Annotated in this window: 24 protein-coding genes and 1 riboswitch; of the genes, 14 read left to right on the forward strand and 10 right to left on the reverse strand. The window is 64.9% G+C overall.

Going from position 1 to position 23,276, the window contains the following annotated elements; translation table 11 throughout:
• Positions 1-415: 415 nt before the first annotated feature.
• Positions 416-1,591 (reverse strand): APC family permease, encoded by a 1,176-nt coding sequence (locus tag BVC93_RS16980; protein ID WP_442929092.1) that lies wholly within the window; start codon positions 1,589-1,591, stop codon positions 416-418.
• A gap of 89 nt (positions 1,592-1,680) precedes the next feature.
• A complete protein-coding gene (locus BVC93_RS16985; protein WP_083738495.1) occupies positions 1,681-2,538 on the reverse strand; it encodes an alpha/beta fold hydrolase in 858 nt (285 codons plus the stop codon).
• 64 nt (positions 2,539-2,602) lie between these two features.
• Between BVC93_RS16985 and BVC93_RS16990 the strand changes: the two genes are divergently transcribed.
• The gene (locus tag BVC93_RS16990; protein ID WP_083738496.1) at positions 2,603-3,214 is read left to right on the forward strand and encodes a TetR/AcrR family transcriptional regulator; all 612 of its coding nucleotides are present in this window, start codon (positions 2,603-2,605) and stop codon (positions 3,212-3,214) included.
• A 37-nt stretch (positions 3,215-3,251) separates the two neighbouring features.
• Here the strand turns inward: BVC93_RS16990 and BVC93_RS16995 are convergent, their stop codons facing one another.
• A complete protein-coding gene (locus BVC93_RS16995; protein ID WP_083738497.1) occupies positions 3,252-3,935 on the reverse strand; it encodes a GntR family transcriptional regulator in 684 nt (227 codons plus the stop codon).
• A gap of 208 nt (positions 3,936-4,143) precedes the next feature.
• Here BVC93_RS16995 and BVC93_RS17000 point away from each other — a divergent pair, with 208 nt between their 5' ends.
• The 8 genes from BVC93_RS17000 (at position 4,144) to BVC93_RS17035 (ending at position 11,434) form a co-directional block, all read left to right on the forward strand.
• On the forward strand, positions 4,144-4,959 hold the full coding sequence (locus tag BVC93_RS17000) for a transporter substrate-binding domain-containing protein (protein ID WP_083738498.1): 816 nt from the start codon (positions 4,144-4,146) through the stop codon (positions 4,957-4,959).
• 15 nt (positions 4,960-4,974) lie between these two features.
• Positions 4,975-5,637 carry an amino acid ABC transporter permease gene (locus BVC93_RS17005; protein ID WP_083738499.1) on the forward strand — a complete coding sequence of 221 codons (663 nt, stop codon included), beginning with the start codon at positions 4,975-4,977 and terminating at the stop codon, positions 5,635-5,637.
• The gene (locus BVC93_RS17010; RefSeq protein ID WP_083741110.1) at positions 5,637-6,347 is read left to right on the forward strand and encodes an amino acid ABC transporter permease; all 711 of its coding nucleotides are present in this window, start codon (positions 5,637-5,639) and stop codon (positions 6,345-6,347) included. The genes BVC93_RS17005 and BVC93_RS17010 overlap by 1 nt, the downstream gene beginning before the upstream one ends.
• Positions 6,344-7,072, forward strand: coding sequence for an amino acid ABC transporter ATP-binding protein (locus BVC93_RS17015; RefSeq protein ID WP_083738500.1), 729 nt, complete (start codon positions 6,344-6,346; stop codon positions 7,070-7,072). Before BVC93_RS17010 ends, BVC93_RS17015 begins: the two co-directional genes overlap by 4 nt.
• Before the next feature lies 1 nt (position 7,073).
• Positions 7,074-8,672: an N-acyl-D-amino-acid deacylase family protein gene (locus BVC93_RS17020; RefSeq protein WP_083738501.1), complete on the forward strand. Its 1,599-nt coding sequence runs from the start codon at positions 7,074-7,076 to the stop codon at positions 8,670-8,672.
• Positions 8,673-8,709: 37 nt separating this feature from the next.
• A complete protein-coding gene (locus BVC93_RS17025) occupies positions 8,710-9,846 on the forward strand; it encodes a mandelate racemase/muconate lactonizing enzyme family protein (protein ID WP_083741111.1) in 1,137 nt (378 codons plus the stop codon).
• Between the two features lie 65 nt (positions 9,847-9,911).
• Positions 9,912-10,472 (forward strand): bifunctional 4-hydroxy-2-oxoglutarate aldolase/2-dehydro-3-deoxy-phosphogluconate aldolase, encoded by a 561-nt coding sequence (eda, locus tag BVC93_RS17030; RefSeq protein ID WP_236950003.1) that lies wholly within the window; start codon positions 9,912-9,914, stop codon positions 10,470-10,472.
• Positions 10,460-11,434, forward strand: a complete 975-nt coding sequence (locus tag BVC93_RS17035) for a sugar kinase (protein WP_083738503.1) — start codon at positions 10,460-10,462, stop codon at positions 11,432-11,434. Before eda ends, BVC93_RS17035 begins: the two co-directional genes overlap by 13 nt.
• Positions 11,435-11,450: 16 nt before the next feature.
• Here BVC93_RS17035 and BVC93_RS17040 read toward each other — a convergent pair whose 3' ends face one another.
• The 6 genes from BVC93_RS17040 to thiD all read right to left on the reverse strand — a co-directional run bounded on the left by BVC93_RS17040 (position 11,451) and on the right by thiD (position 16,431).
• The gene (locus BVC93_RS17040) at positions 11,451-11,714 is read right to left on the reverse strand and encodes a hypothetical protein (protein WP_083738504.1); all 264 of its coding nucleotides are present in this window, start codon (positions 11,712-11,714) and stop codon (positions 11,451-11,453) included.
• Between the two features lie 17 nt (positions 11,715-11,731).
• A complete protein-coding gene (locus BVC93_RS17045; protein ID WP_083738505.1) occupies positions 11,732-13,222 on the reverse strand; it encodes a flavin-containing monooxygenase in 1,491 nt (496 codons plus the stop codon).
• Positions 13,223-13,302: 80 nt separating this feature from the next.
• Positions 13,303-13,449, reverse strand: a complete 147-nt coding sequence (locus tag BVC93_RS34065) for a hypothetical protein (RefSeq protein WP_236950005.1) — start codon at positions 13,447-13,449, stop codon at positions 13,303-13,305.
• A complete protein-coding gene (locus tag BVC93_RS17050; RefSeq protein ID WP_236950006.1) occupies positions 13,446-14,846 on the reverse strand; it encodes a hypothetical protein in 1,401 nt (466 codons plus the stop codon). The genes BVC93_RS34065 and BVC93_RS17050 overlap by 4 nt, the downstream gene beginning before the upstream one ends.
• 137 nt (positions 14,847-14,983) lie before the next feature.
• Positions 14,984-15,604: an alpha/beta hydrolase family protein gene (locus tag BVC93_RS17055; protein WP_083738506.1), complete on the reverse strand. Its 621-nt coding sequence runs from the start codon at positions 15,602-15,604 to the stop codon at positions 14,984-14,986.
• Positions 15,601-16,431 carry a bifunctional hydroxymethylpyrimidine kinase/phosphomethylpyrimidine kinase gene (gene thiD, locus BVC93_RS17060; RefSeq protein ID WP_157516963.1) on the reverse strand — a complete coding sequence of 277 codons (831 nt, stop codon included), beginning with the start codon at positions 16,429-16,431 and terminating at the stop codon, positions 15,601-15,603. The genes BVC93_RS17055 and thiD overlap by 4 nt, the downstream gene beginning before the upstream one ends.
• Positions 16,420-16,529: riboswitch (TPP riboswitch) on the reverse strand. Its footprint overlaps the gene before it by 12 nt.
• A gap of 136 nt (positions 16,530-16,665) precedes the next feature.
• Here thiD and BVC93_RS17065 point away from each other — a divergent pair.
• Positions 16,666-18,408 carry an MFS transporter gene (locus BVC93_RS17065; protein WP_083738507.1) on the forward strand — a complete coding sequence of 581 codons (1,743 nt, stop codon included), beginning with the start codon at positions 16,666-16,668 and terminating at the stop codon, positions 18,406-18,408.
• On the opposite strand, the gene BVC93_RS17070 is transcribed toward BVC93_RS17065, so the two are convergent.
• Complete coding sequence (locus BVC93_RS17070) at positions 18,372-19,427, reverse strand: LacI family DNA-binding transcriptional regulator (RefSeq protein WP_083738508.1); 1,056 nt, start codon at positions 19,425-19,427, stop codon at positions 18,372-18,374. The genes BVC93_RS17065 and BVC93_RS17070 overlap by 37 nt on opposite strands.
• Positions 19,428-19,736: 309 nt before the next feature.
• Here BVC93_RS17070 and BVC93_RS17075 point away from each other — a divergent pair, with 309 nt between their 5' ends.
• The 4 genes from BVC93_RS17075 to BVC93_RS17090 all read left to right on the forward strand — a co-directional run bounded on the left by BVC93_RS17075 (position 19,737) and on the right by BVC93_RS17090 (position 23,271).
• A complete protein-coding gene (locus BVC93_RS17075; RefSeq protein WP_157516964.1) occupies positions 19,737-20,813 on the forward strand; it encodes an ABC transporter substrate-binding protein in 1,077 nt (358 codons plus the stop codon).
• Between the two features lie 85 nt (positions 20,814-20,898).
• Positions 20,899-21,684 (forward strand): ABC transporter ATP-binding protein, encoded by a 786-nt coding sequence (locus BVC93_RS17080; protein ID WP_083741113.1) that lies wholly within the window; start codon positions 20,899-20,901, stop codon positions 21,682-21,684.
• Positions 21,677-22,444 carry an ABC transporter permease gene (locus BVC93_RS17085; RefSeq protein ID WP_192860018.1) on the forward strand — a complete coding sequence of 256 codons (768 nt, stop codon included), beginning with the start codon at positions 21,677-21,679 and terminating at the stop codon, positions 22,442-22,444. Before BVC93_RS17080 ends, BVC93_RS17085 begins: the two co-directional genes overlap by 8 nt.
• The gene (locus BVC93_RS17090) at positions 22,441-23,271 is read left to right on the forward strand and encodes an ABC transporter permease (protein ID WP_083738511.1); all 831 of its coding nucleotides are present in this window, start codon (positions 22,441-22,443) and stop codon (positions 23,269-23,271) included. The genes BVC93_RS17085 and BVC93_RS17090 overlap by 4 nt, the downstream gene beginning before the upstream one ends.
• Positions 23,272-23,276 lie beyond the last annotated feature (5 nt).

Genomic DNA, 23,276 nt, shown 5'->3' on the forward strand with positions numbered 1-23,276 from the left:
CTGATTTCCCGCCCCACAGTGACGCGCTGTCACCAGATGACCACCGACTCGCCCTAACGTACGACAACCACGCTGTCGGCTCTGCCCGTCGCTGCCCTGCCCGCACTGCGCCGGGCCATCGCCACGTGGTCAGCTGTCGCACACCGAACCGCGGAGACCGCCAGTCGACGTAGGGCGGGCATTGGCCTGATTTTCCGCCCTACAGTGACGCGCTGTCACCAGATGACCACCGACTCGCCCTGGCGTACGACAACCACGCTGTCGGCTCTGCCCGCCGCGGCCCTGCCCCCACGGCGGCCCGGGCCATCGCCACGGGTCAGCTGACCCCGCGAACTCACCTGGTGGAAATCGACCTGTCCGAGAAGCTGCAGATCGGCCGCGGCGCACCGCGGAAGGGCATGAGCCAGTTTCGACATCAGTGGCCGTCGCTGGACGGCGCCGCGGTTCCCGTCGCCTGCTTTCGCCGAAATCCGTACACCGCAGCGCCTGTGGCCAACACCGCGGCGCCGATCAGTACGGACATCCACGGCAACGTCAGGGCCAGCACCAGGCAGCCGAGCAGGCCGATCACGGGGATCACCCGCCGCCCCAGCGTGAATGCGGCGGCGTTGGCGATCGCGTAGTACACCAGCACCCCGAACGACGAGAAGCCAATGGCTCCACGTAGATCCACGGTTGCAGCCAGTACCGCCACCGCGGTGCCCACAGCGATTTCGGCATAGCGCGGCACCCCGGAGGACGCCGTCGCCAGTACCGGGGGCAGGTGGCGGTCGCGGGCCATCGCCAGCGTGGTTCGCGATACGCCGAGGACGAGCGCCAGCAGCGCACCGAGTGCAGCCAGTGCCGCACCAACACGCACCGCGGGTTCGAGCCAGTCCAGACCCGCCGCGACCACCGCGTCGGCCACCGGGGCAGTCGCGGTCGCCAGGCCGGCGGTGCCCAGTGCCGACAGCAGGGCAAGTGCCACAGCCACATACACCACCAGCGTGATACCCAGTGCCAGCGGGATGGCCCGGGGGATGGTGCGCTGCGGGTCGCGCACCTCTTCGCCCAGTGTCGCGATACGGGCATATCCGGCAAACGCGAAGAACAGCAGACCGGCGGCTTGAAGGACGCCGAAGAACGTTGCCTCCGAGCCGCTTCCGACGGAGGGTCGGGTCCCGGACACCGATATTCCCACCACGACGGCGGCCAGGACCGCCAGCACCACCGCGACGATCACCCGGGTCACCAGAGCAGAGCGCTGCACCCCGAAACAGTTCAGCACCGTCAGGGCCACCACGGCGATCACCGCGACCAGATGCGCCTGAGCAGGCCACACGTAGAACCCCACCGTCATTGCCATCGCGGCGCATGACGCGGTCTTGCCCACCACGAACGACCACCCGGCGAGGTAGCCCCAGAACGGGCTCAGCCGTTCGCGGCCGTAGACGTAGGTACCGCCAGATTGTGGATACAGCGCCGCCAACCGGGCCGAGGAGGTCGCATTGCAGTAGGCCACCACCGCCGCCAAGCCCAACCCGACCAGCAGCCATGACCCGGCGGCGGCCGCAGCAGGCGTGAACGCCACGAACACGCCCGCGCCGATCATCGACCCCAGCCCGATGGTCACGGCGTCGGGCAGCCCGAGCCGTCGTGTCAGCGGTGCATTCACCGCCTACTCATAACACGCGAAGGTGATCAGGGGGTGGCGCCGACTGTGGCGATCGCCTGCACCACGGCAGTGGGATTGTCGATGGGAACGAAGGTCCGTGCGCCGGGTACCTCGATGAACGAGCTGTGCGGGAAAAGTGCTGCCAGCCGTCGGCCGAGCTCGGGGGTGAAGCACCGGTCGGCCGTACCCCAGACCACAGTGACCGGCCGGGGAAAGTTGTGCAGTCGTGGTGCCACGTGCGTCAGATCGGTGCGGGCGACATTGCGCAGCATGGCCGCCAGGTCCCCGGCGATGCGGGCGTCGTCGCGTGCCGGTGCCACCCAGGACGCGGTGAGCGCGGGATCTGCGTCGGCGAGTAGTCCAAAACCCAAGGGGGAGTGCCGGAGTGCTTTCAGTTTCAATGCGGTGAACAGTGCCTTGATCGACCGAGGGCCGCGCAGCGTGGCGAACACGGCGTTGAAGGGGAAGGGCGGGAATTTGTCAAAGGCGTCGCAGTTGGTGAGCACCAGGCGGCCGATGCGCTCGGGATGGGCATCGATGAGGAACTGGCACAATCCGCCGCCGGTGTCGTTGCCGACGAGGGTGACGTCGTGCAAGTCCAGGGCCACCAGGAAGTCGTGGATGGTCTCGGCGACGCCGGCGGGAGACTGTCTGCTGCGGTCGGTCACTGCAGTGGTGTGTGAGCCCAGTGGCCAGTCCGGCAGGAGGCAGCGATATCCCTGGTCGGCCAGTCGCCGGGCGACGTCGAGCCAGAGCCGGTGGTCGACCAGCATGCCGTGCACGAACACCACCGGCGGGTGGGTGGAATCAGCGGGTCCGAGCTCGCGGTAGTGGATGGCGCCGTGTGGAAGATGCACAGTGTGCGGAAGCGTGACGTGTGGCATGTCGGCTATCCTTTCGCCGTCCGACACTTACAAACACTGAGTACGAAAGTTACATACCGCCTGTATGAAAGTCAATGCCCGTCGCACCCAGGCCGAGCGCACCGCCGCCACCCGAGCGGCGCTGCTGCAGGCCGCCCGGAACCTGTTCGCCACCAAGGGTTTCGCTGACGTGTCCACCCAAGCCATCGTGGAGGCCGCCGGCGTCACCCGCGGGGCGCTATATCACCAGTTCGCCGACAAGGCCGAGCTGTTCACCGCCGTGTACGAAGAGCTGGAAGCCGAATTGGTGGCAGCGGTCGGCGCCGGCATCGCCGAGGCCGCGCCCGCGGGCATCGTCGACGCGATGCGCCTGGGTGCCAGGCTGTTCCTGGACTTGTGCTCCGAGCCGGCCGCGCAGCAGATCGTGCTGGTGGACGCGCCGACCGTGCTGGGCTGGCAGCAGTGGCGCGCGATGGGCGCCAAGTACGGACTGGGGGTCATCGAGGCCATGCTGTCGCAGGCGGTTGCCGAGGGAGCCATCCCCGAGCAGCCGTTGCGGGCGGGCGCGCATGTGCTGTTGGGGGCGCTCGACGAGGCGGCACTCTACGTCGCGGCGGCCGCCGACCAGCGGGCGGCCAAGCACGAGATGTACGCGGTGTGCGACCGCATCATCCTGGGGCTGGCGGCTCCGCGCTGATCCGTCTCAACCGCATGTCGGCCCCGCGTCGGCGGGGTCAGTCGGTCTGCTCGTAGGCGAGCAAGCTCCGGGCGCTTTCCATGATGTGCACATCCAGGGCCAGCTGAAGCTCGTCGGGGCTGTCGTGGAGAATCGAATTGAGCAGCACCCGGTGTTCCTCCGGTATTGCGAAGGGACTGGCGTGGCGTTTGGCCAATCGGTGGATCTGCATGCGGATCCGCGGTTGCACACTCGCCCAGAGCTGCAGCGCGTGTACGGAATGTGCACTGCGAACTATGGTTTCGTGGTACGCGACATCCAGTTCGTTGAGTTGGTCGAGGTCGTTGTCTGCCGCGGCCGTGCCCATCAACGTCACGAGGCGTTCCAGTTCGGCGATGGTCTCCGAATTGCCGCCGATCTTCGCGACCGCGAAGGACTCGATCGACAGTCGGACAGGTAGGAGCACGCCCAGCAACTCGTCGGCGCTGACGGAATTGACAAAGGCGCCCCGGTTCGGAATGTGCTGTACCAGGCCTTCGCTTTCCAGCTGCCGCAGCGCTTCTCGCACTGGGCCTGGGCTGGTGCGCAGGCGTGCGGCAAGAATGTCCTGTTTGAGTTGCTCCCCGGGGGCGAGACTGCCCTTGACGATCTGCTCGCGCAGCCAATCGGCGATCTGGTGCCGCCGCGACTGGGTGATCAGGGACGGGGCGTCCCCGGAAAGGCCCTCTGCGGCGTGGGTCATGCGATCGTCTCCCTCCGCGCCGGGCCGGCGCCATGTCAATCGTAAGCAACACAGGACGCCCGGGCCGGACCGTGGGACACGATCCGAATCCAGGGTTGCCAAGATCATAGATTGTAAATAATCTCTAATCGCCGCCGGGTTCGCCGGCGGACGGTGTAACCGCCTTCTCGCGACGGACCGTCGAATCACTCACGAATCTGAGGAACCCATGGGCAATGGCATACGCGCGGCAATAGCCGCCCTGGCAGTGGTGCTGCTGGCAACCGGCTGTACATCGTCGGGTCAAACCGGGCCGGCGGCAGGCGGTCCCAGCACGCTGACGAAGGTCCTCGAGAACAAGAAGCTTGTTGTCGGCGTTTTCGCGGACGCACCGCCCTATGGGGTGATGAGCGCATCAGGTGAGTACGAGGGTTTCGACATCGACAAGGCCCATGCGCTGGCCGATTCGCTGGGGGCCGAGGTGGAATTCGTGAGTACCACCAATGCAAGCCGCATTCCGATGCTCGAAACCGGCAAGGTCGACGTCATCATCGCCGCACTGACCAACCTCGACGAGCGCGCACAGGTAGTCGCGATGACACGGCCGTACGCCTCCGAGGGCCAACTGGTGGTGGTGCCCGCGGGAAGTGACATCCGCACCTACGATGACCTCGCCGGACGCGCCGTTGCGGCTACCCGGGGTAGCGTGCCTGCCACCATACTCGAAACGCGGTTTCCGCAGGCCAACGCCAGTCTCTTTGAAGCAGTTGCCGATTCGATTCAGGCGCTGCGCAGCGGAAAGGTCGATGCCTTGATGGAAAGCACAGCCGTGGTCGCGGACATCCGCAGCAGCCAGGGCGATGCCGTGCGCGTTCTGGAGGCACCCGCGTTGTCGCCGTCGCTGGTCTCCTTCGGGGCCAAGATGGGCGACCAGCTATGGCTGAACTACCTGAACAACTTCATCATGAACTACAACATCAGTGACGCCGCAAACGAGTCGTACAACCGGTGGCTCGGTATGGACGTCCCCGAGCTGATCAAGTAGCTGTGGCGGGCCATTATGCAGCTCTACTACGGGGATGTCATTCCCTATCTCGGGCCCCTGTTCAAGGGGCTGGCAGTCAGTCTCGGGGTAAGCCTTGCCGCTGCCGTCGCCGGCGGTGCCCTGGGCGTTGTCCTTTACGCGGGCAGCGCATCTCGTGCGCGAGCTCTGCGGGCGGCGGCGGGCACCTACATCGAGGTCATCCGGAACACCCCGCTGTTGCTCCAGCTCTACCTCGTGTACTTCGCGCTGCCACAGGCCGGTGTGAACCTGGATCCGGTCGCGGCTGGCATCGTGGCACTGACCATCAACAACGCCGCCTACATGGCCGAGATCTATCGCGCCGGGTTCCAGTCCGTGCCAGCAGGTCTCCGGGAAGCCGGAGCAGCACTCGGGATGAGCTCCCGAGACACCTTCTGGCGGGTGCTGTTCCCACCGGCCGTGCGCAATGTCCTGCCGGCCATCACGAATCAGACCATCCTGCTGTTCCTGGCGTCCTCGGTGACCTCCGTCGTAGCGCTGCCTGACCTCATGCACGCCATGTTGGGGATCACCTCGAGCACATTCCGCACCATCGAGACTTTCACCGTCGGCGGTCTGCTGTATTTCAGCGTCGCCTTTCTCATCGCGAGCGTATCGCGGGTCGTCGAGACGAAGTTCATCAGATGGAAGGTGGCGTGATGTTCCAAGCGTTCGGCTGGCAACACCTGTCACTGATCCTGCAGGGAGCACTTGTCACTGTGCAGATCTGTGTTCTGTCAGTGATTTTCGGTGGATTCTTCGGCCTGTTGATCGGCTTGATGTCCACCGGAACCATCCGCCCGCTGCGTTGGGTGAGTGGTGTTTACGTTGGTCTCATCCGCGGAATCCCCGTGCTGCTGATCATCTTCTTCGTCTACTTCGGCATCCCGCTGCTGGCGCCCGGTAGCAGCCTGCCCGACTACTGGGCAGGTGTCATCGCGCTGTCCGTTTTCGCGGCAGCGTACATCGGTGAATTGGTTCGAGGCAGCATCCAAGCGGTGCCGCGGGGGCAGTTCGAGGCTGCCGAGGCGCTCGGTATGCCCTACGTCGAGAGAATGCGCTGGATCATCCTGCCGCAGGCTGCACGTCTGATCGTGCCACCAGGTGTCGGCTTCCTGGTGATCTTGATCAAAGACAGTTCGCTGGTGGCGGTGATCGGACTGATCGAGCTGACCCGAGCCGGCAACATCGTGAGCTCGCAGACAGCGGATCCGATCATGGCCTACAGCGTTGTGGGTGCGTTCTACTTCGTCATCTGCTTTGCCTTGTCGAGCGTTGCCAGACGGTACGAACGGCGCCTCGGAACGCGCGTGCCCGCACCCAAAGTCGGTGACGCGCTCACCGCCCTCAATCCAGGAGCCAGAAAGTGATCAACGTCGAGAACCTCCGCCTCAGCTTCGGTGATAACGAAGTGTTACACGGGGTTTCGTGTGCTGTCGCCGAGCGCGAGGTGGTGTGCATCATCGGTGCCTCGGGGTCCGGCAAGAGCACGCTACTTCGGTGTATGAATGGCCTGGAACGGCCATCGCACGGCAGTATCGTCATCAACGGCCACACGCTCGGGCCGCAGGAGAACACCGCCGACCTGGCGGTGGTCAGACGTGACGTGGGCATGGTCTTCCAGCATTTCAATCTTTTCCCCCATATGTCTGTGTTGGACAACGTTGCACTGGCACAACAGCGAGTCCTGAAGCGCACCAAAGCAGCTGCCCTCGAGCGCGCACGTAGCCTCCTTGATCGAGTCGGTCTGACGGACAAATCCAGGGCCTACCCGGATGCCTTGTCCGGCGGCCAGAAACAACGAGTGGCGATCGCCCGGGCATTGGCGATGGACCCGAAGATCATGCTGTTCGACGAGCCCACGTCAGCGCTCGATCCCGAGATCGTGGGAGAAGTACTCGCCGTCATGAAAGGGCTTGCTGCCGATGGCATGACCATGGTGGTGGTGACCCACGAGATGGGGTTCGCCCGCGAGGTCGCCGACCGTGTGATCTATATGGACAAGGGAAGCATTGTCGAGGTTGCCGAACCCACAGATCTTTTCAACGCCCCGAAAGAACCCAGAACCAGAGAATTCCTGAGCAAGGTGCTCTGAGGTGGCCGCACTCGATACCTTGATCGTCGGTGCCGATGTCATCGATGGCACAGGAGCTCCCGCCACACGGTGCGACGTGGGCATCGAAGGCGACCGGATCGCCTACCTCGGAGTCGACGTTGCGGTGCAGGCTGTGCACACCGTGGATGCCAGCGGGATGATCGTCACGCCTGGTCTCATCGACCCGCACAGCCACAGTGACTGGTCGATTCTCGGAAACCGGCCCGCTTACAGCACCATTCACCAAGGTGTCACCAGTGAGGTGGTGGGCAATTGCGGAGTCACGTACGCGCCACTGGGCGAAGATGACGTCGAATCGGCACAGAACGCCTTGCAGGCAATGGGATTCGACGGCGAAGTGAATTGGCGAAGTTTCGGTGAACTCCTGGACCGGGTGCATTCGGGGGGCACCGCCCAGAACCTGATGTGGTTCGTCGGGCACACGGCGATACGAGCGGCAGCGCAATCCAACGCAGTCAGATACCGACGATGCGAGCAGCAGGAACGGGTCAGGCTTCTCGAAGAGGCACTGGACGCAGGTGCTATCGGCTTCTCCAGCGGCCTCGAATACGGTGCTGGGCGATTCGCCGACGCAGCCGAGATCGCCGAGCTGGCGCGCGTGACGGGGCGACGAGGCGGTATGTACTCCAGTCACATTCGTAATCGCGACGCCGGGTTGGGCGAAGCCGTCGATGAGTTCTTCGACATCGTCCAGCACGGTCAGGTCCGCGCCCAACTTTCGCATCTGAACGTCCGCCACGACACGGGCGCGCCCGGCGGCGCGTGGGAACGTGCCGCCGGGCGGGTGGTCGACGAGCGCCGGCGGGGTACCGATGTCCTTGCGGACATGACGCCGTACCCGCACGGAATCGGTTTGGCTGCCGGTCTGCTTCCCGGCTGGCTCGCCGAGCGTCCGGCAGCAGAAGCAGCCCAGCTGCTCAACGACGCAGAGGTCCGGGCTCGGGTCCGGCAGGACTGCGACCGTTACTGGCGATTTGTCCATCGGGGGCAGTGGGATCGGGTTCGGCTCGGGGTATCGGCCGGACACCCTGAATGGGAAGGGTTGACGTTTCCGGAGATCGCGGAGCAACATGGCCGCGACGAATGGGATTGCCTGTTCGATGTGCTGGCCGCTGCCGGCCCAGATCTGGGGAGTGTGCAACTTCTCGGCCTGCTGTTCACCGAAGATCACCTCGCGGAGGCTATTTCGCACGACCATTTCCTGTTGGGGGTCGACGCATTCACGGCATGTCGTCGAGGGCCGCTGAGCACCCGGACCCGGCATCCGCTGTTCTACTACGGGCACACGCACTACCTTGCCCACCACGTGCCCGCGGGAACCCTGACGTTCGAAGACGCAATTCACAAGATGACCGGCATGGTGGCCGACCATTTCGGCATCCGCCAGCGCGGATATCTGCGCGAGAAGTACTTCGCCGATGTCGTCGTGTTCGACCCGAATGTGTTGTCACGAACCGATACCTGGGCCATGCCGCCGGAGGACTATGCGGACGCTGCTCGCCACGTGTGGGTCAACGGGGTTTCCGTGATAGCCGACGCGCGGCACACCGGCCGGCTTGCCGGTCAAATGCTGCGCTGATGTTCAGAACACAACAAACATGGAGGAAGACCGGAACATGAAGATCACCCGAATCGAGACCTGCGGCCTGCGGGGCGCCACGCCGGAGGGCGGTTGGTCCAACGAGTTGCGTCCCGACGACGTCGTGCACACTCTCGTTGCTGTTCACACCGAATCCGGCCACGTCGGAATCGGAAGCGCCTTCACCGCAGAGGGATTGGTGCGTGCTGCGTTGGACCTGCTGAGTCCACAACTGGTGGGGCAGAGCGCACTGGAGGTCGAGCGCCTCACGGAGACCCTGCACCAGAGTGCTTTCTGGATGGGCCGGGGTGGCGCTCTGACACACGCCACCAGCGCCATCGACATCGCGCTGTGGGACCTCGCCGGCCAAGCCATGGATCAGCCGGTCGGCCGCTTGCTGGGAGGGCGCTACCGGGACCGTGTCCGGCCCTACGCTTCGGTCTTGATGGACGAAGCGCCGGTTATGACCGAGAACCTGCAATCACTGGTGGAAGAGGGCTTTACCGCGTTCAAGATCGGATGGTGGAAGTTCGGACGCGTCGACAGCGCAACCGACGAGCGCACCGTGGCTGCGGCGCGGGAGGCGGTCGGTGATCGCCTTCTCGCGGTGGACGCGGGAGGTTCTGAGGCGTTCTTCCCTGGTGGTTTGTCGTGGGCCAAGCGCACCGCGGACATGCTCGCCGCATACGATGTGGCATGGTTCGAGGAGGCGCTGGATCCTGACGACGTCGACGGATTCGTGGCGCTGCGTGCGTATTCCAAGGTTCCGATCAGTGGTGGCGAGGTGCTGACCCGTCGGCAGGCATTCGCGCCGTTCATCACAGCAGGCGCGTTCGACATCGTGCAGCCGGACACCACAAAAGGTGGCGGTCTGAGTGAGTCACGTCGGATCGGCTGGAGCGCACAGGATCACGGTATCCGCCTGGTGCCACATGGTTGGAACACCGGAGTTGGGCTGGCGGCTGACCTGCAGTTGGCCTCGGCGCTGGCCGGCACGGACCTCGTTGAGTACAAAACGGGTGCAGCCTATATCGACGAACTCGTGGCCGGCGGCTGGAGTCTGGACGCCGAAGGAATGCTGCCCATTCCGCACACCGCTGGTCTCGGTATCTCGCTGAACCCCGACTCGCTGGGCGCTTACGGCACGAATCCTACTTTCGCGCTGGCGGTATGAGCATGACGCAGCCGGACTTCGCGATGCTCCGGTACCCCGTCATTCCTCTGTTGACGGTACGGACGATGTCAGATGTCGACGCGCTCGGAGGTGGCCTCGTCGACGGCGGGCTGCCGGTTGCCGAAGTGGCGCTGCGAAGTGAACACAGTGTGGCGGCGATCCGGCGACTGGCGGCCCGTGGTGACATCGAGGTCGGTGCGGGAACGGTACTGACAGTGCAACAGGCCCGCACGGCGCTCGATGCAGGAGCGCGCTTCATCGTGACACCCGGCCTCGATCTCGAGGTGGTGCGGTACACACAGGACGCTGGCGTTCCGGTCATTCCGGGAGTGCTGACGCCGTCGGAGATCCAGGCGGCTTCGCGTCTGGGCTTGACTCACGTCAAACTCTTCCCCGCCGATGCCGTGGATGCGATCGCCTGCCTGAGAGCCTTCACCGCCGTGTATCCAGGTATGCGGTTCATGCCTTCTGGTGGAGTTCGATTGACCAACGTCGCGAACTACCTTTCTCTGCCCTCGGTCTTCGCCGTTTCCGGCAGCTGGATCACAGCGGAGCCCGACCAAGGTGTGGTGGCGAGCGCAGCCAGGGCGGCGTTGTCGGCAGCCGAATCGGTATGTGCGCAGTGACCTCGAGTGATCCGCTCGACGTCGTCACGGTGGGGGAGAGCCTGGGCCTGATCACCGCAGACCGGGTCGGATCACTGAGCCATGTGCGGGACATGCAGCTGGGGTTCGGCGGGGCCGAGAGCAACGTCGCCATCGGCGTGGCACGCCTCGGCGGTTCCGCCGCGTGGATCGGCCGGGTTGGCGCGGACTCGCTCGGTCACATGATCGTGCGGGAACTGCGCGCAGAAACGGTGGAGGCAGTGGCGATCGTCGATTCCGAGTCCGCTACCGCGCTGATGCTCAAGGAGCGTCCCCGACCGGGTGCCAGCCGCGTGACCTACTACCGCCGGTTCCAGGCCGGTAGCCGGCTACGCCCTGCCGACATACCCCGCCACGTCGTGCAACGCGGTCGCATACTGCATGTCACCGGTATCACCGCCGCCCTGGGCGAAGGCCCGCAGGCAGCTGTTCATGCTGCGATCGATCATGCCAAGAGCGCGAACAACATCGTGAGTTTCGACGTCAATCATCGCGCCAGTTTGTGGACGGACCGAGATTCCGCAGTGAATGCCTATCGGGCGCTGGCTCGACGTGCCGATATCGTCTTCGCCGGCGAGGACGAGGCCGAACTGGTAACGGGCACCAGTGATCTGCAGCGGCAAGTCGACGGACTGCTCGCCCTCGGCGTAGACCAGGTGGTCATCAAGCGGGGCGCTCGAGGTGCTGTCGCGGCGGCCGAGGACACGTTCCACACCCGGGATGCTCACCCAGTGACCGTGGCCGACACGGTGGGTGCCGGCGACGCCTTCGTGGCGGGGTGGCTGGCCGAGTTGGCGCGGGGCGCTTCCCCAGAGGCCTGCCTGGACGTCGCATCGGCGTGTGGCGCTCTGGCGTGTACCGGCTTGGGGGACTGGGAGGCCGCGCCCACCCGGGGTGAGCTCGCCCGGCTCTCAGGTGTCGGTGATGATCCTGTGAGCCGTTGACTCCGTGGGCGGCCCGCTAGCGGTTGCGCGCCCCGTTGATGCCCAGATACGCCACGTACCCGAGCCCACCGAACAGGGCGGCCTTGCGGGTCTTGGTGCTGAGTAGACCCAGGCCGAGTGCGGACTCGATACCGCCGTTGATGTAGATGAATCGGCGGGTGTTCTGCGGGAACGCCGGGGCGGTGATGGACTCGAACAGTTCCGGCTTGACGAAGTGCGCCACTCCGGTGGCGGCCAGGGCCAGGCCGGCGAAGCTGGGAAAACGAGACTGTGAAGGCATTCGAGAGTGCTTTCTTCTCAGGCGATTTGGTAGTCGCTCAGCGGGAATTCGCTGGCTTCTTTGATGGCGTCTTTGGTCGACATCGAGCGCAGCAGGCTGGGCTCGCCGTGCGGATTGAAATAGTACGACCGTGAGCTCGCGCAGTTGCCCAGCGTCCACAGCGAGTCGCCCAGCAATTCGGTCATCCGGTCCAGGTAGGCGGTGTTGGCGGCCTCGGTGACCTCGAACGTGGTGGCGCCGCGTCGCTTCACCTCACTCAGCAGCCGATCCATCAGCCGCATCTGGTATTCCATGGTGTTGAAGAAGTTCAGACCCAGGAATGCATACGGGCTCGCCAGGCTGAGGTAGTTCGGGAAGTACGGTATCGACACACCCTGATAGGCCTGGAACCTGGTGTCACGCCACCACTTTCCGAGGTTGCGGCCGTCGCGACCGATCACCTCGATGGCCGGGAAGTTGGCCTCCCAGAGATCGAAACCGGTGGCCAGCACCAGGGTGTCGATCTTGGTCTCGGTGCCGTCGTTGTTGACGATGCCGTCAGCGGTGATGTGGTCGATACCGTCGGTTTGCAGGTGCACATTCGGCTTGGTGAAGGTGCGGAAGTAGCTGTTGGAGAACGTCGGACGCTTGCAGCCGATGTCGTAGTCGGGAGTCAGCTTGCGCCGCAGGTCCTTGTCCCTGACCTGGATGAACTGGTTGATCTTGCACAGGTCCATCGCGGAGATGTTGAGCCGACGGAACAGCGGCACCCGGTAGTTCACCACGCCCACGTTGATCATGGTCTCGTAGATGGTGTCGGTGATGGCGCGAATCACCCTCTGCGTCCAGGGCATTCGCGCGAACAGCCGCTTGGTGCGCTCGGAGATGGCGAAGTCCAGTTTGGGTGCCACCCAGATCGGGGTGCGCTGGTAGACGGTCAGGTCGGCCGCGGTCTTGGCCAGCTCGGGGATCAGCTGCACCGCGGTGGCGCCGGTGCCGATCACTGCGATCCGGTCGCCGGCTGGGTCGTAGGCGTTGTCCCAGTCGGTGGTGTGCACCACCTTGCCGGCGAAGTCGGTGATGCCGTTGATATCTGGCAGCTTGGGTTGGGACAGAAAGCCGGTGGCAGTGATGAGGTAGCGGCAGCTCACTGTTTCGCCGCCGGCCAGGGTGACCTTCCAGTGGGAGGTCTCCTCATCCCACCGTGCGCTCTGCACGTCGGCGTTGTACCGGATGTGGCGACGCACGTCGTACTTGGTGGCCACGTCGTCTGCGTATTTCTTGATCTCCGCGCCGGTGGAGAACAGTCGCGACCAATTGGGGTTGGGCTCGAAGAAGTACGAGTAGGTGGTGGTGGGGACGTCGACGGCCAGCCCGGGGTAGTGGTTGACGTACCACGTGCCGCCCAGGTCGTCCTCGCGGTCCAGCAGTACGAAGTCGTCGAACCCGAGTCGCTTGAGCTGGATCGCCGCACCGATGCCGGCAAAGCCGGCGCCGACGATGACGACGTCGGTGTGCTCCGATGTCATGCCACGACGATACCTCAACTTACCCGTCAGTAAGTTAGGGTCCTTGGTCCTTTCCTGGCTGCCGGTCGGAAGGGATTTGATCAGGCGCGCACAAAGCCCAGGTTGTCGCCGATCACGGTGTTGGGGCCGATCGGCAACTGCGTCGCGTCGTCTCCGGCGACGGTGACGAATTCGATGCGCTCCCGCCAGACCTTGCGCAGTAGGTCCTCGAAGGCCATGGTGGTCAACTGCTCACCAGGGCAGCGACGGTAGCCGAACCCGAACGGCGCAAACCCTGCGTAGTCGCACACCGGCATGGGTTGGTCGTCGATGACGCCGAACACCGTGCCGAACGCACTGCTGCGTAACGCGGCTTTGCGTCCGTCCTTGACGGCGACGTCCGTGGGTTGGAACGGGCACTGCGCCAAGCCCATCTGATGGATGCGTGCCTCGTCGACGTCTTGGCTGGTGGGCGCGTTGCGATAACGCGCAGGATCGAAGGCGTCGGGGTTGGTCCACTGCACCGGATCCTTGCTGGTGGCCGGGTGAGGTGTGGCCACGTAGTTGTGACGTTCGAACACCGGTTCCCTGGTCTCGGCCACCGCCGAGATGCTGCCGCCATTCGGGAGATGACCCGAAAGAGTTCCATCACAAAGCGCTCGAGTGGTGGAAACGCACTGCCATCGGGCTCGTCGAAGGCTCCGGACATGGTCTTTGTGAACGAATCCTTGGTTGCTGCGTCGCCGGTGTCACGACCCAGTGTCGCCATGATGTTGTAGAGGCTGTTGCCCCACTGGCTGAACGCGACGAAGTTGTGGAAGCACTCGAACACCACGTCCTTGTGGTTGAAGTGCTCGCTGTCCTCGCCGTTCTTGAGCCAGAACCACGCGAACGTCTTGTCGGCGTCTTGGATGGTGCCGGATTCGATGTCGGCCAGCCTGTCGTCGATCCACTGCTTCAGGAACGCCAGGTGGCCCCGGACGGTCATGTAGTTGTCGTGAACGATCTTCTGTGTCGGATCACGATACGCCAGAACGGTATTGAAGCTGGCGCCGATCTCGCGGACCTCAGCGGGAATGGCGTCGCCGGTGACACCGAGATGCAGATCCCAGTAGAGATCCCAGAAGGTGTCCAGGTAGGTCTGCATCAGTGGTTTGTCGGCGTTGGACGGGCTGAACAGGCCGTCGAAGAACGTCGTCACCTTCGCTTGGTATGCGCCGGCGTAGAGATCAGGCGTGACAGCCGACATGTAGATGCGTTTACGCAGATTGTCAGGGCCGCGCTTCTCGAGGCCCTGCAAAAAGACGGTGACCCCATCTTCTGGAGCAGGACCCCACTGATCGCTGAGCAGCCCCCACATGTCGTAGGGCAGCGCGTTCTCCTTGGTCAGCGCCACGTCGATCATCGGCAGCACCGGCCGTTGGCCCTCGATCACGCTGTTCTGAAAGAACGGGACGATGACGTTGTCGACGTACTCCGCGTCGAATTCCTGCAGATACTGCTGCCTCAGCCGCGACACCTCGTCGGAAGCCGCGGTGTCCTCGACCGTGGCCACCTCGGTTGTCGTGCTGCAGCCCGCCAGTGACTGCGCGGACACCACAGCAACTGCCCCGGCGCCGCCGGCCAGGAAAGCACGTCTGCGCATCCCGCTGTCTCCTCTTTTTTTTGAAAGGCGATGACGAGAATTTACGCACGAGAAAGAAGAATCAGCAACCCCTGTTTGGTACCGCCGATGCCGACGAGTTGGTCGACACCCTGCTCGAACTCACCGTCGGCAGGGTGCTATCCGAGGCCGCTGACCCGTAACGCGCCGTCCACGGCCAGCGTGGGAACGTCGAGTGTCTTGGAGCCCAGATCGTGGCGTGCGCCGGTGATCTCGACGATCTCGGAAGTGCCGCCCAGCAGCGCCGCCGCAACCGTCAGCTCCGCAATCGAGCCGAACGGATCGGCAGTTCCGTGGGTGAAGACCGTCGGTACGGTGATCTGTGGCAGGTGCTCGGTGCGGGCCCGCTCGGGCTTGCCCGGTGGGTGCAGGGGGTAGGAGAACAAGGTGAGTGCCGCCAAGTCGGCACCCTCGGCGGCGACCATGGACGTCATCCGGCCACCGTAGGAATGCCCGCCGGCCAGTACCGGACCAGCCGTCAGGGTGTGGGCGAGGTCGATGGCCTCGAGGATTCCTGCCTGATCAGCTGCCGCCGACCCTGACGGCGGCCCCTTCGGGCGACGACGTCGGTAGGGCAGGTTGTAGCGGATGGCCAGCCAGCCGCGCCGGGCCCACTCGTCGCAGATCCTGCCCAGCAGCGGAGCCTCTCGGCTGCCGCCGGCACCGTGGGTCAGCAGAACCACGCCGGTGGGGGCACCCTGGGGCTCGTGGGCCACCCCGGCGATGACGTCGAGGTTCATGTCTGCAGCCGGAACAGTGCGTTGACCGGACCGTGGCCGTGACCCAGCGGATAGGCGGTCCGAATGCATTCGGTCACCCAGGTTTTCGCGAAATCCACCGCCTCGGGCACCGAAAAGCCATGTGCCAGAGCGCACGTGGTCGCCGCGGCCAGGGTATCTCCGGCTCCGTGGTCGTGGCCGGTGTCCACCCGCGGTGCGTGGAACTCGTGGAATTCGGTGCCGTCGAACAGCAGGTCGGGGCTGGCGTCCGACGACCGCAAATGCCCACCTTTGACCAGGGCCCACTGCGGACCGAGTGCGTGCAGCGCGCGGGCCGCCTCTTTCTGGGTCGCCTCGTCGACCACCTCGATGTCGACCAGCAGGCGCACCTCGTCGAGGTTGGGGGTCACCAGGGTGGCCAGCGGGAACAGTTCGGTGCGCAGGGCCGACAGTGCGCTGGGGTGCAGCAGCGGATCGCCGTGCATCGATGCGCACACCGGGTCGACCACCAGGGGAGTGCCTGCGCATTCGGCCTGCCAGGTCTCGGCCACGCAGCCGATGATCTCCGCGGACGCCAGCATCCCCGTCTTGGCCGCCTGGATTCCGATGTCGGAGGCCACCGCACTCATCTGCCCGGCGATGATGTCCAGCGGTATCTCGTGAAAACCCTTGACGCCCAGGGAGTTCTGCACGGTGACCGCAACGACGGTCACGCACCCGTGCAGTCCCAGCATCGCGAAGGTGCGCATGTCGGCCTGGATGCCCGCGCCGCCACCGGAGTCGGAGCCGGCGATGGTCATGACGCGGTGCGGGGTGTGCCCGGGCAGGGGCAACGGCAAAAAGTTCACTTCACTCCCTACGCCGGTATTACCCGGTCAGGTTCGTACGGTCGACGGCCCCAGCCGTCCTCTCAGCGCACTTGGTGTGCACTCCCGCGTGGTGCTCGTGTGGGTTCCGATGCCCAACTTAGCGCAGGCGTCGGGAATAGGAATTGCGCCCCGATGATTTACATAGCTAACATATACAAGTTGTGGCGCACACCGTGGTGGGCTGCTGGCCGACTCAGATACGAAACGAAGAAGATGACTGCCGAGCTCACGACTGACACCAGCCTCAACGACACCGCGCGCCGCCGGATCCGGATGGATCACGACCACCCCCGCTACAAGTGGATCGTCTTGTCCAACACCACGTTGGGCACGCTGTTGGCCACCATCAACGCCTCTATCGTGTTGATCTCCCTGCCGGCGATCTTCCGCGGTATCGGGCTCAACCCCCTGGCCCCCGGCAACGTCAGCTACCTGCTGTGGATGCTGATGGGATATTTGGTGGTCACCGCCGTGCTGGTAGTCCCGTTCGGCCGGCTGGGGGACATGCTGGGTCGGGTCCGCATCTACAACCTCGGCTTCGTCGTGTTCACCGTGGCCGCCGTCGCGCTGTCCTTCGACCCCTTCCAGATGGGCGGCGGGGCGGTGTGGCTGATCGCCTGGCGCGTGGTCCAGGGTGTCGGTGGTGCCATGCTGATGTCGTCCTCGTCGGCCATCCTGACCGACGCCTTTCCCGCCAACCAGCGGGGGATGGCGCTGGGCGTCAACATGGTCTCGGCGGTGGCCGGCTCGTTCCTGGGCCTGCTGATCGGCGGCTTCCTGTCCGAATGGCACTGGCAGGCGATCTTCTGGGTAGGAGTGCCGATCGGTCTGGCCGGCACCGTCTGGAGTCTGCGTTCACTCAAGGAACTCGGCTCCCGCACTCCCGGCAAGCTGGACTGGGCGGGCACGTTGACCTTCGGCATCGGGCTGACCGTCCTGCTGCTGGGCATCACCTACGGCATCCAGCCCTACGGTGACTCCAGCACCGGGTGGACCAATCCGATGGTGCTCGGTTCCATCGCGCTGGGCCTGGCGCTGTTGGTGGTGTTCTGCGTCGTCGAGCTCAAGGTCGCCGCACCGATGGTCGATATGCGACTGTTCCGGTCGGCCTCGTTCGGGATGGGCAACTTGGCCGGACTGCTGTCTTCGGTGGGCCGCGGCGGACTGCAGTTCATGCTCATCATCTGGCTGCAGGGCATCTGGCTTCCTTTGCACGGGTACAGCTTTGAATCGACGCCGTTGTGGGCGGGTATCTATCTGCTGCCGATCACGGTCGGCTTCCTGGTGGCCGGCCCCATCGCCGGATCGCTGTCGGACCGCTTTGGTGCGCGACCGTTCACCGTCGGCGGCATGGTCCTCATGGCAGTGACATTTGTTGCCCTGCTGCTCATCCCGGTGAACTTCGACTACTGGCTGTTCGCTCTGATCGTGTTCCTCAACGGGCTGGGCGGCGGCATCTTCACCGCGCCCAACACCGCGGCCATCATGTCGAGTGTGCCCGCATCGCAGCGTGGTTCGGCCTCCGGTGTGCGCGCCACGTTCTTCAACGCCGGCTCGTCTCTGTCGATCGGCATCTTCTTCTCGCTGATGATCGTCGGTCTGGCCAACACACTGCCGTCGGCGCTCAGCACCGGATTGCAGGCTCAGGGAGTGTCTGCCGACGTCGCCCAGGACGTGGCCGGCCTGCCGCCGGTGGGCAGTCTGTTCGCGGCATTCCTGGGTTACAACCCGATTGCCGAACTGCTCGAGCCGTCACATGCGCTGCAGCAGCCGGGAGTGAATGCCGATGTGCTGACGGGTAAGACATTCTTCCCCGAGCTCATCACCGAACCGTTCCACACCGGCCTGGTGGTGGTGTTCTCGGCGGCCGCGGTGATGATGGTGCTGGGTGCTATCGCTTCGTGGATGTCGCCGGGCCGCTACGCCGACGCCCCTGGCGCCGACAACGCCGCCTGATGTGACGGCGGTGGCGCCGTCGACCCGCGCACCACGAGTTTCAGCGGGAACTGTACGGACAGCGGCGGGCGGTGTGGTTGGGCGAGCAGTTCGAGCAGCATGCGTGCCGCCTCGGCGCCGATGTCCTGGTTGGGAATTCCGATGGTGGTCAGCGGGGGCCGCAGCTTGTCCAGGAATGGCATGTCGTTGAAGCCGACGACACTGATCTGGTCGGGACAGCAGATGCCGCGCTCGGCGAACACGTCGTAGCAGCCAAGGGCGATCAGGTCGTTGCCCGCGACGATGGCGGTGAAATCGGTGCCCGCGTCGAGCAGCCCGCGCAAGGTCTCGGCGCCGGCCTCCTCGCTCCAACTCGCACACGTGGCGGTCAGGGCAGGGTCCTCGTCGGCGCCGTGGTCACGGATGGCGGCCCGGAAGGCGCGGGCACGTGCCACACCCGTCGACGTGGTCTCGGGCCCGCCCAGGTGTGCGATCCGGCGATGGCCCAGCGCGGTCAGGTGCTGCACCGCCAGATACACCCCGGCCGGGTCGTCGGGTGCCACCGCAGGGGCGTCGACCCCATCGGGGCGGCGGTTGACCATCACCATCACGACGCCCTGCTGGTGCAGCTGGATCAGCAGGGGGTGTTCGATCCGGGCCGTCGCGACGATCAAGCCCTCCACCTGCCGCGACAGCAGAGAGTCGACCAAACCTTGTTCGCGTGCCTGGTCGTTGTCGGTGTTGACGACGAGTGCGCTGTAGCCCGCCGCCTCGAGGGTGCGCTCGATGCCGCGCAGGATCGGCGGGAACAGCGGATTGGTGAGATCAGGGATGAGAACCCCGATGGTGCCCGACTTGGCCGTCTTGAGGCCGCGGGCGATGGGGTTGGGTCGGTAGCCCAACGACTCGGCTGCCCGGATCACCCGGCGCGCCGTCTCGTTGTTGACCAGACCGCGCGTGGCCGGGTTCAGTGCCCGGGATGCTGTGGCGGCATGCACACCCGCCGCCACAGCCACGTCACGCAAGGTCGGGGTCGACACGGATGTCAGCTTAGAGAGCCGCGTCGCAGAACACGTGTCGCCGCGGCGGACCGACAACAGATTGCCTGTGCCTTGTTGCACTCGATTGCACGGGTTGCTCTGGCATGGAGGCTCCTCGTTGAGCAGCTAAACGACGGGAAAGTGCCGCTTCTAGCTGGAACAATAGGCCGCTCGTGATTCTCATCACAGGAAGTTCGCAGAAATCGTTGACATGGATACGGCCGGATTGCTTAGCTAGGTTTGCAATCGATTGTGACGACCGGCGCAGCGGGGCGCGGCGCGCAATTGTGCACGGGCGGAGGATTTCTCGTGACTTCAGCATCGACAGATCGAAAGGCGGGCGTGCGCCGGGCAGTGACAACGGCTGCCGCGTGCGGGGCACTGCTGTTCACGGCGGCTTGTGGCGGGGGCGGCGACGCCGCCGGCCCATCCAGCGAAGGCGGCGGCGGTGGTGAGCGGGAGAAACTGATCGTCTCCATGCCCGTGATCCCACCCAACTTCGTACACGTCATGCCCTGGGTCGCTCAGGACCAGGGCTTCTACGACCAGTTCGGGGTCGACGTCGAGCTCGTCAGCCTCGACACCGGCGTGACCGCACTGCGTGGCGCGGAAGCGGGCTCCGCCGACATCGCGGCGGTTCCCACCCCCACGCTGATCAATGCCGTCGCTCAAGGCGGCTCGGCCAAGGCCTTTTACACCTACTCCGACAAACTCGACGTGCAGATGGTCACCACTGCGGACGTCAACGGGTGTGAGGACCTGCGGGGCAAGGTCGTCGGTGTGGACGAGGTGGGCGGCTTCGCCGAGGTGCTGACCAAGATGTACTACACCTCGTGTGGGTTGACGCAGGAAGACGTCACCTATGGCAACTTCCCCGGTGCCGAGGGCCAGGCCATGGCGCAGGGTCAGTCGTCCTCGGGTGTGCTGCACATCGACGAGGCCCAGGGCGTCATGGAACAGTTCCCGGATGCCGGTCTGAAATCCGTGGTGAATCTGTGGGACGTCGTGCCCGATTGGCACTACGCCGGATTCGCCGCACCGGAGTCGATTCTGCAGGAACGTCGCGACGCCATCGTGGCGTTCACCGCCGCCAACATCGCCGCCAACCGGTTCATGACCGACACCGCGAACAAGGAGGCCGTCCTCGACACCGCCGAGGAGGTCACCGGTCTGGACCGCGAGATCCTCTCGCAGACCTACGACACCTTCATCGCCGACGAACTGTTCCCCGATGACAACGGCTATTCCCAGGAAATGGTGGATTTCACCGCCGATCAGCAGGTGAAGCTGGGCAACATCACCGAGGACATCAAGCCGACCTACGAGCAGTTGGTCGACACCACGATCTACGACGACGCACTCGCGCTCTACGAAGAGAAGTCCTGACCTTCGCCTCACGGTGCCGTTGGCGGCCAACAGATCACGGCCGTCACCGGCGCCGCACCATCACCGAACATCGAAAGGCGCCGTCGTGGCGAATGTCGACATCAAGGACCTCTCGAAGCACTTCGGGCCGCTGAGTGTCTTCGACAACATCAACCTGCACGTCGACGAATACGAATTCGTCTCCATCCTGGGGCCCAGCGGCTGCGGCAAGACCACGCTGCTGCGCATCGTGGCCGGCATCGAGCAGGCCACCGGTGGCGCTGTCTTCATCAGCGGTGAGCAGAACTCCAAGCCACGCCCTGACATGACGTTGGTGTTCCAGAACTTTCGGCTGCTGCCTTGGCGCACGGTCCAGGACAATGTCGGCTACGGCCTGCGACTGCGCGGCCACAGCAAGTCGAAGGCACGGGAAGCGGCGCAGCAATATGTCGACATGGTGGGGCTGCAGGGGCGCGAGAAGAAGTACCCCTACCAACTCTCCGGCGGCATGCAGCAACGTGTCGGTCTGGCCCGCGCCCTGGCCATCCGGCCCGAAATCCTCTTGATGGACGAGCCTTTCGGTGCGCTCGACGCCCAGACCCGCGAGCTCATGCAGGAGGAACTGCTGCGCATCTGGTCGGCCGACCGCAAGACGGTCATCTTCGTCACCCACTCCATCGACGAGGCGATCGTGTTGTCGGACCGGGTGGTGGTGATGCAGGCCAACCCGGGCCGGATCGTCGAGGACATCACCATCCCGTTCGAGCGTCCGCGCAATGCCGCCACCATCCGGGTGGACCCGGTGTTCGCCGAACTGCGGGCGCGGATGTGGTCGCTGCTGCGGCAGGAAGAACTGAAGGCCGGTTCTCTACACGGAGTCAGTGGTGACTGACGGCACGTTGAGCAGAAGCCGAATCTGGCAGCTGCGCATCGGTTTTGCCATCTTCGTGCTGGCGCTGTGGTACGTCGTCGCCATCACCACCGGTGATCTGTTCCTGGCCGAACCGCACGTCATCGCCCAGCGGCTGTGGCAGTCGGTCCTGGACGGCGAGTTCCTGCAGTACGCCCAGCCCACGGCGTACATCATCGCCGTCGGTGCCGCCCTCGGAGTGGGCCTCGGTGTGCCGGTCGGCCTGCTCATCGGGCGGGTCCGGTGGCTTTACTGGCTGACCGAGGCGCCCATCAACATCTTCTACACCACCCCGCTGGTCGCGCTGATCCCCTTCATCCTGGTGATCCTCGGCTTCAACAACACCTCGAAGATCCTGATCGTCTTCCTGTTCACCGTCCTACCGGTGATCATCAACACCGCGTCGGGGGTGCGCACCGTCGACCCCGACCTGCTGGAGCTCACCCGGTCGTTCTGCGCGCCCGAGTGGACGGTCTGGCGCGACGTCCTGATCCCCGGCGCGCTCCCCGCCATCATGACCGGCCTGCGGATCGGTCTGATCCATGCTCTGGTGGGCGCCGTTCTCGCCGACTTCTACGCCGGCGCCAGCGGCTTCGGGTACCTGATCATCCTGTACTCCAACCGCTTCGACATCGCCGGTGCGCTGGGACCGGTGCTGGTGCTCGCGGCAACCGGGACCCTGATAGCCACCCTGCTCAAAGGCGCGCAGCGCCGACTCTCGCCGTGGCAAGGAGCGTCATGACCCACACCGTAGGTGCCGCACTCCCCATGCCCACCCCCGCGCCCGCCGCGCCGAAAGCGCGCCGCCCCGCACGGGTGAGCGCGCAGCGGCTGATCTGGTTCCTGGGTCTGCTGATCGTGCCCGTGGCGTGGGAGCTCTACGCCGCGTTCGCGGACAGCCCGTTGATCGTGGGACCCATCGCGGTGCTGGAAGCGGGCGTCGAGATGGCCCGCGACGGTGAGCTCACCACCGCGATCTGGCAGAGCGCATCGGTGTTCGTGGTGGGGATGGCCCTGGGCACTGCGTTCGGCCTGCTGGTCGGCATACTGGTGGGCCGGTTCCGGTCGATGGACGTCATGCTGGATCCCTACATCTCGGCGCTTTTCGCGACGCCACTGGTGGCCGTCATCCCGATTCTGGTGGTGGCGTTGGGCTTCGGCTTCTTCGCGAAGGTGGTGATCGTCGCGATGTTCGCCTTCTTCCCGGTGACCATCAACACCGCGGCCGGCGTCCGGGGTGTGCCCCGCGATCTGGACGAACTGGCCCGGTCGTTCTGCTCGACCGAGCTGCAGGCCTGGCGCGACATCCTGATCCCCGGGGCACTGCCGTTCATCGTCACCGGTATCCGGCTTGCGGTCGGACGTTCCCTGATCGCGGTGGTGGTGGCCGAATTCTCCACTGCGGTGACCGGTCTGGGCTTTCTGATCCTGGTGAACTCACGCCGGTTCAACATGGCCGAGTCGCTGGTACCGGTGGTGCTCCTGATGATCACCGGTTTCGTTCTCTACACGGCGCTCAAGAGCGTCGAGACCCGGCTGGCACCGTGGATCGTCCGCACCGCCGAATAGTGCGG

The organism is Mycobacterium sp. MS1601 (genome assembly GCF_001984215.1).
Taxonomy (GTDB): Bacteria; Actinomycetota; Actinomycetes; order Mycobacteriales; family Mycobacteriaceae; genus Mycobacterium.

Coding starts and splice junctions, on each gene's coding strand:
- BVC93_RS16980 (WP_442929092.1), bottom strand. CDS start 1,591: ATGATCGGCGCGGGCGTGTTCGTGGCGTTCACGCCTGCTGCGGCCGCC.
- BVC93_RS17045 (WP_083738505.1), bottom strand. CDS start 13,222: ATGACATCGGAGCACACCGACGTCGTCATCGTCGGCGCCGGCTTTGCC.
- BVC93_RS17065 (WP_083738507.1), top strand. CDS start 16,666: ATGACTGCCGAGCTCACGACTGACACCAGCCTCAACGACACCGCGCGC.
- BVC93_RS17040 (WP_083738504.1), bottom strand. CDS start 11,714: ATGCCTTCACAGTCTCGTTTTCCCAGCTTCGCCGGCCTGGCCCTGGCC.
- BVC93_RS16990 (WP_083738496.1), top strand. CDS start 2,603: ATGAAAGTCAATGCCCGTCGCACCCAGGCCGAGCGCACCGCCGCCACC.
- BVC93_RS17025 (WP_083741111.1), top strand. CDS start 8,710: ATGAAGATCACCCGAATCGAGACCTGCGGCCTGCGGGGCGCCACGCCG.
- BVC93_RS17005 (WP_083738499.1), top strand. CDS start 4,975: ATGCAGCTCTACTACGGGGATGTCATTCCCTATCTCGGGCCCCTGTTC.
- BVC93_RS17010 (WP_083741110.1), top strand. CDS start 5,637: ATGTTCCAAGCGTTCGGCTGGCAACACCTGTCACTGATCCTGCAGGGA.
- BVC93_RS17055 (WP_083738506.1), bottom strand. CDS start 15,604: ATGAACCTCGACGTCATCGCCGGGGTGGCCCACGAGCCCCAGGGTGCC.
- BVC93_RS17035 (WP_083738503.1), top strand. CDS start 10,460: ATGTGCGCAGTGACCTCGAGTGATCCGCTCGACGTCGTCACGGTGGGG.
- BVC93_RS17000 (WP_083738498.1), top strand. CDS start 4,144: ATGGGCAATGGCATACGCGCGGCAATAGCCGCCCTGGCAGTGGTGCTG.
- BVC93_RS16995 (WP_083738497.1), bottom strand. CDS start 3,935: ATGACCCACGCCGCAGAGGGCCTTTCCGGGGACGCCCCGTCCCTGATC.
- BVC93_RS17090 (WP_083738511.1), top strand. CDS start 22,441: ATGACCCACACCGTAGGTGCCGCACTCCCCATGCCCACCCCCGCGCCC.
- eda (WP_236950003.1), top strand. CDS start 9,912: ATGTCAGATGTCGACGCGCTCGGAGGTGGCCTCGTCGACGGCGGGCTG.
- BVC93_RS16985 (WP_083738495.1), bottom strand. CDS start 2,538: ATGCCACACGTCACGCTTCCGCACACTGTGCATCTTCCACACGGCGCC.
- BVC93_RS17050 (WP_236950006.1), bottom strand. CDS start 14,846: ATGCGCAGACGTGCTTTCCTGGCCGGCGGCGCCGGGGCAGTTGCTGTG.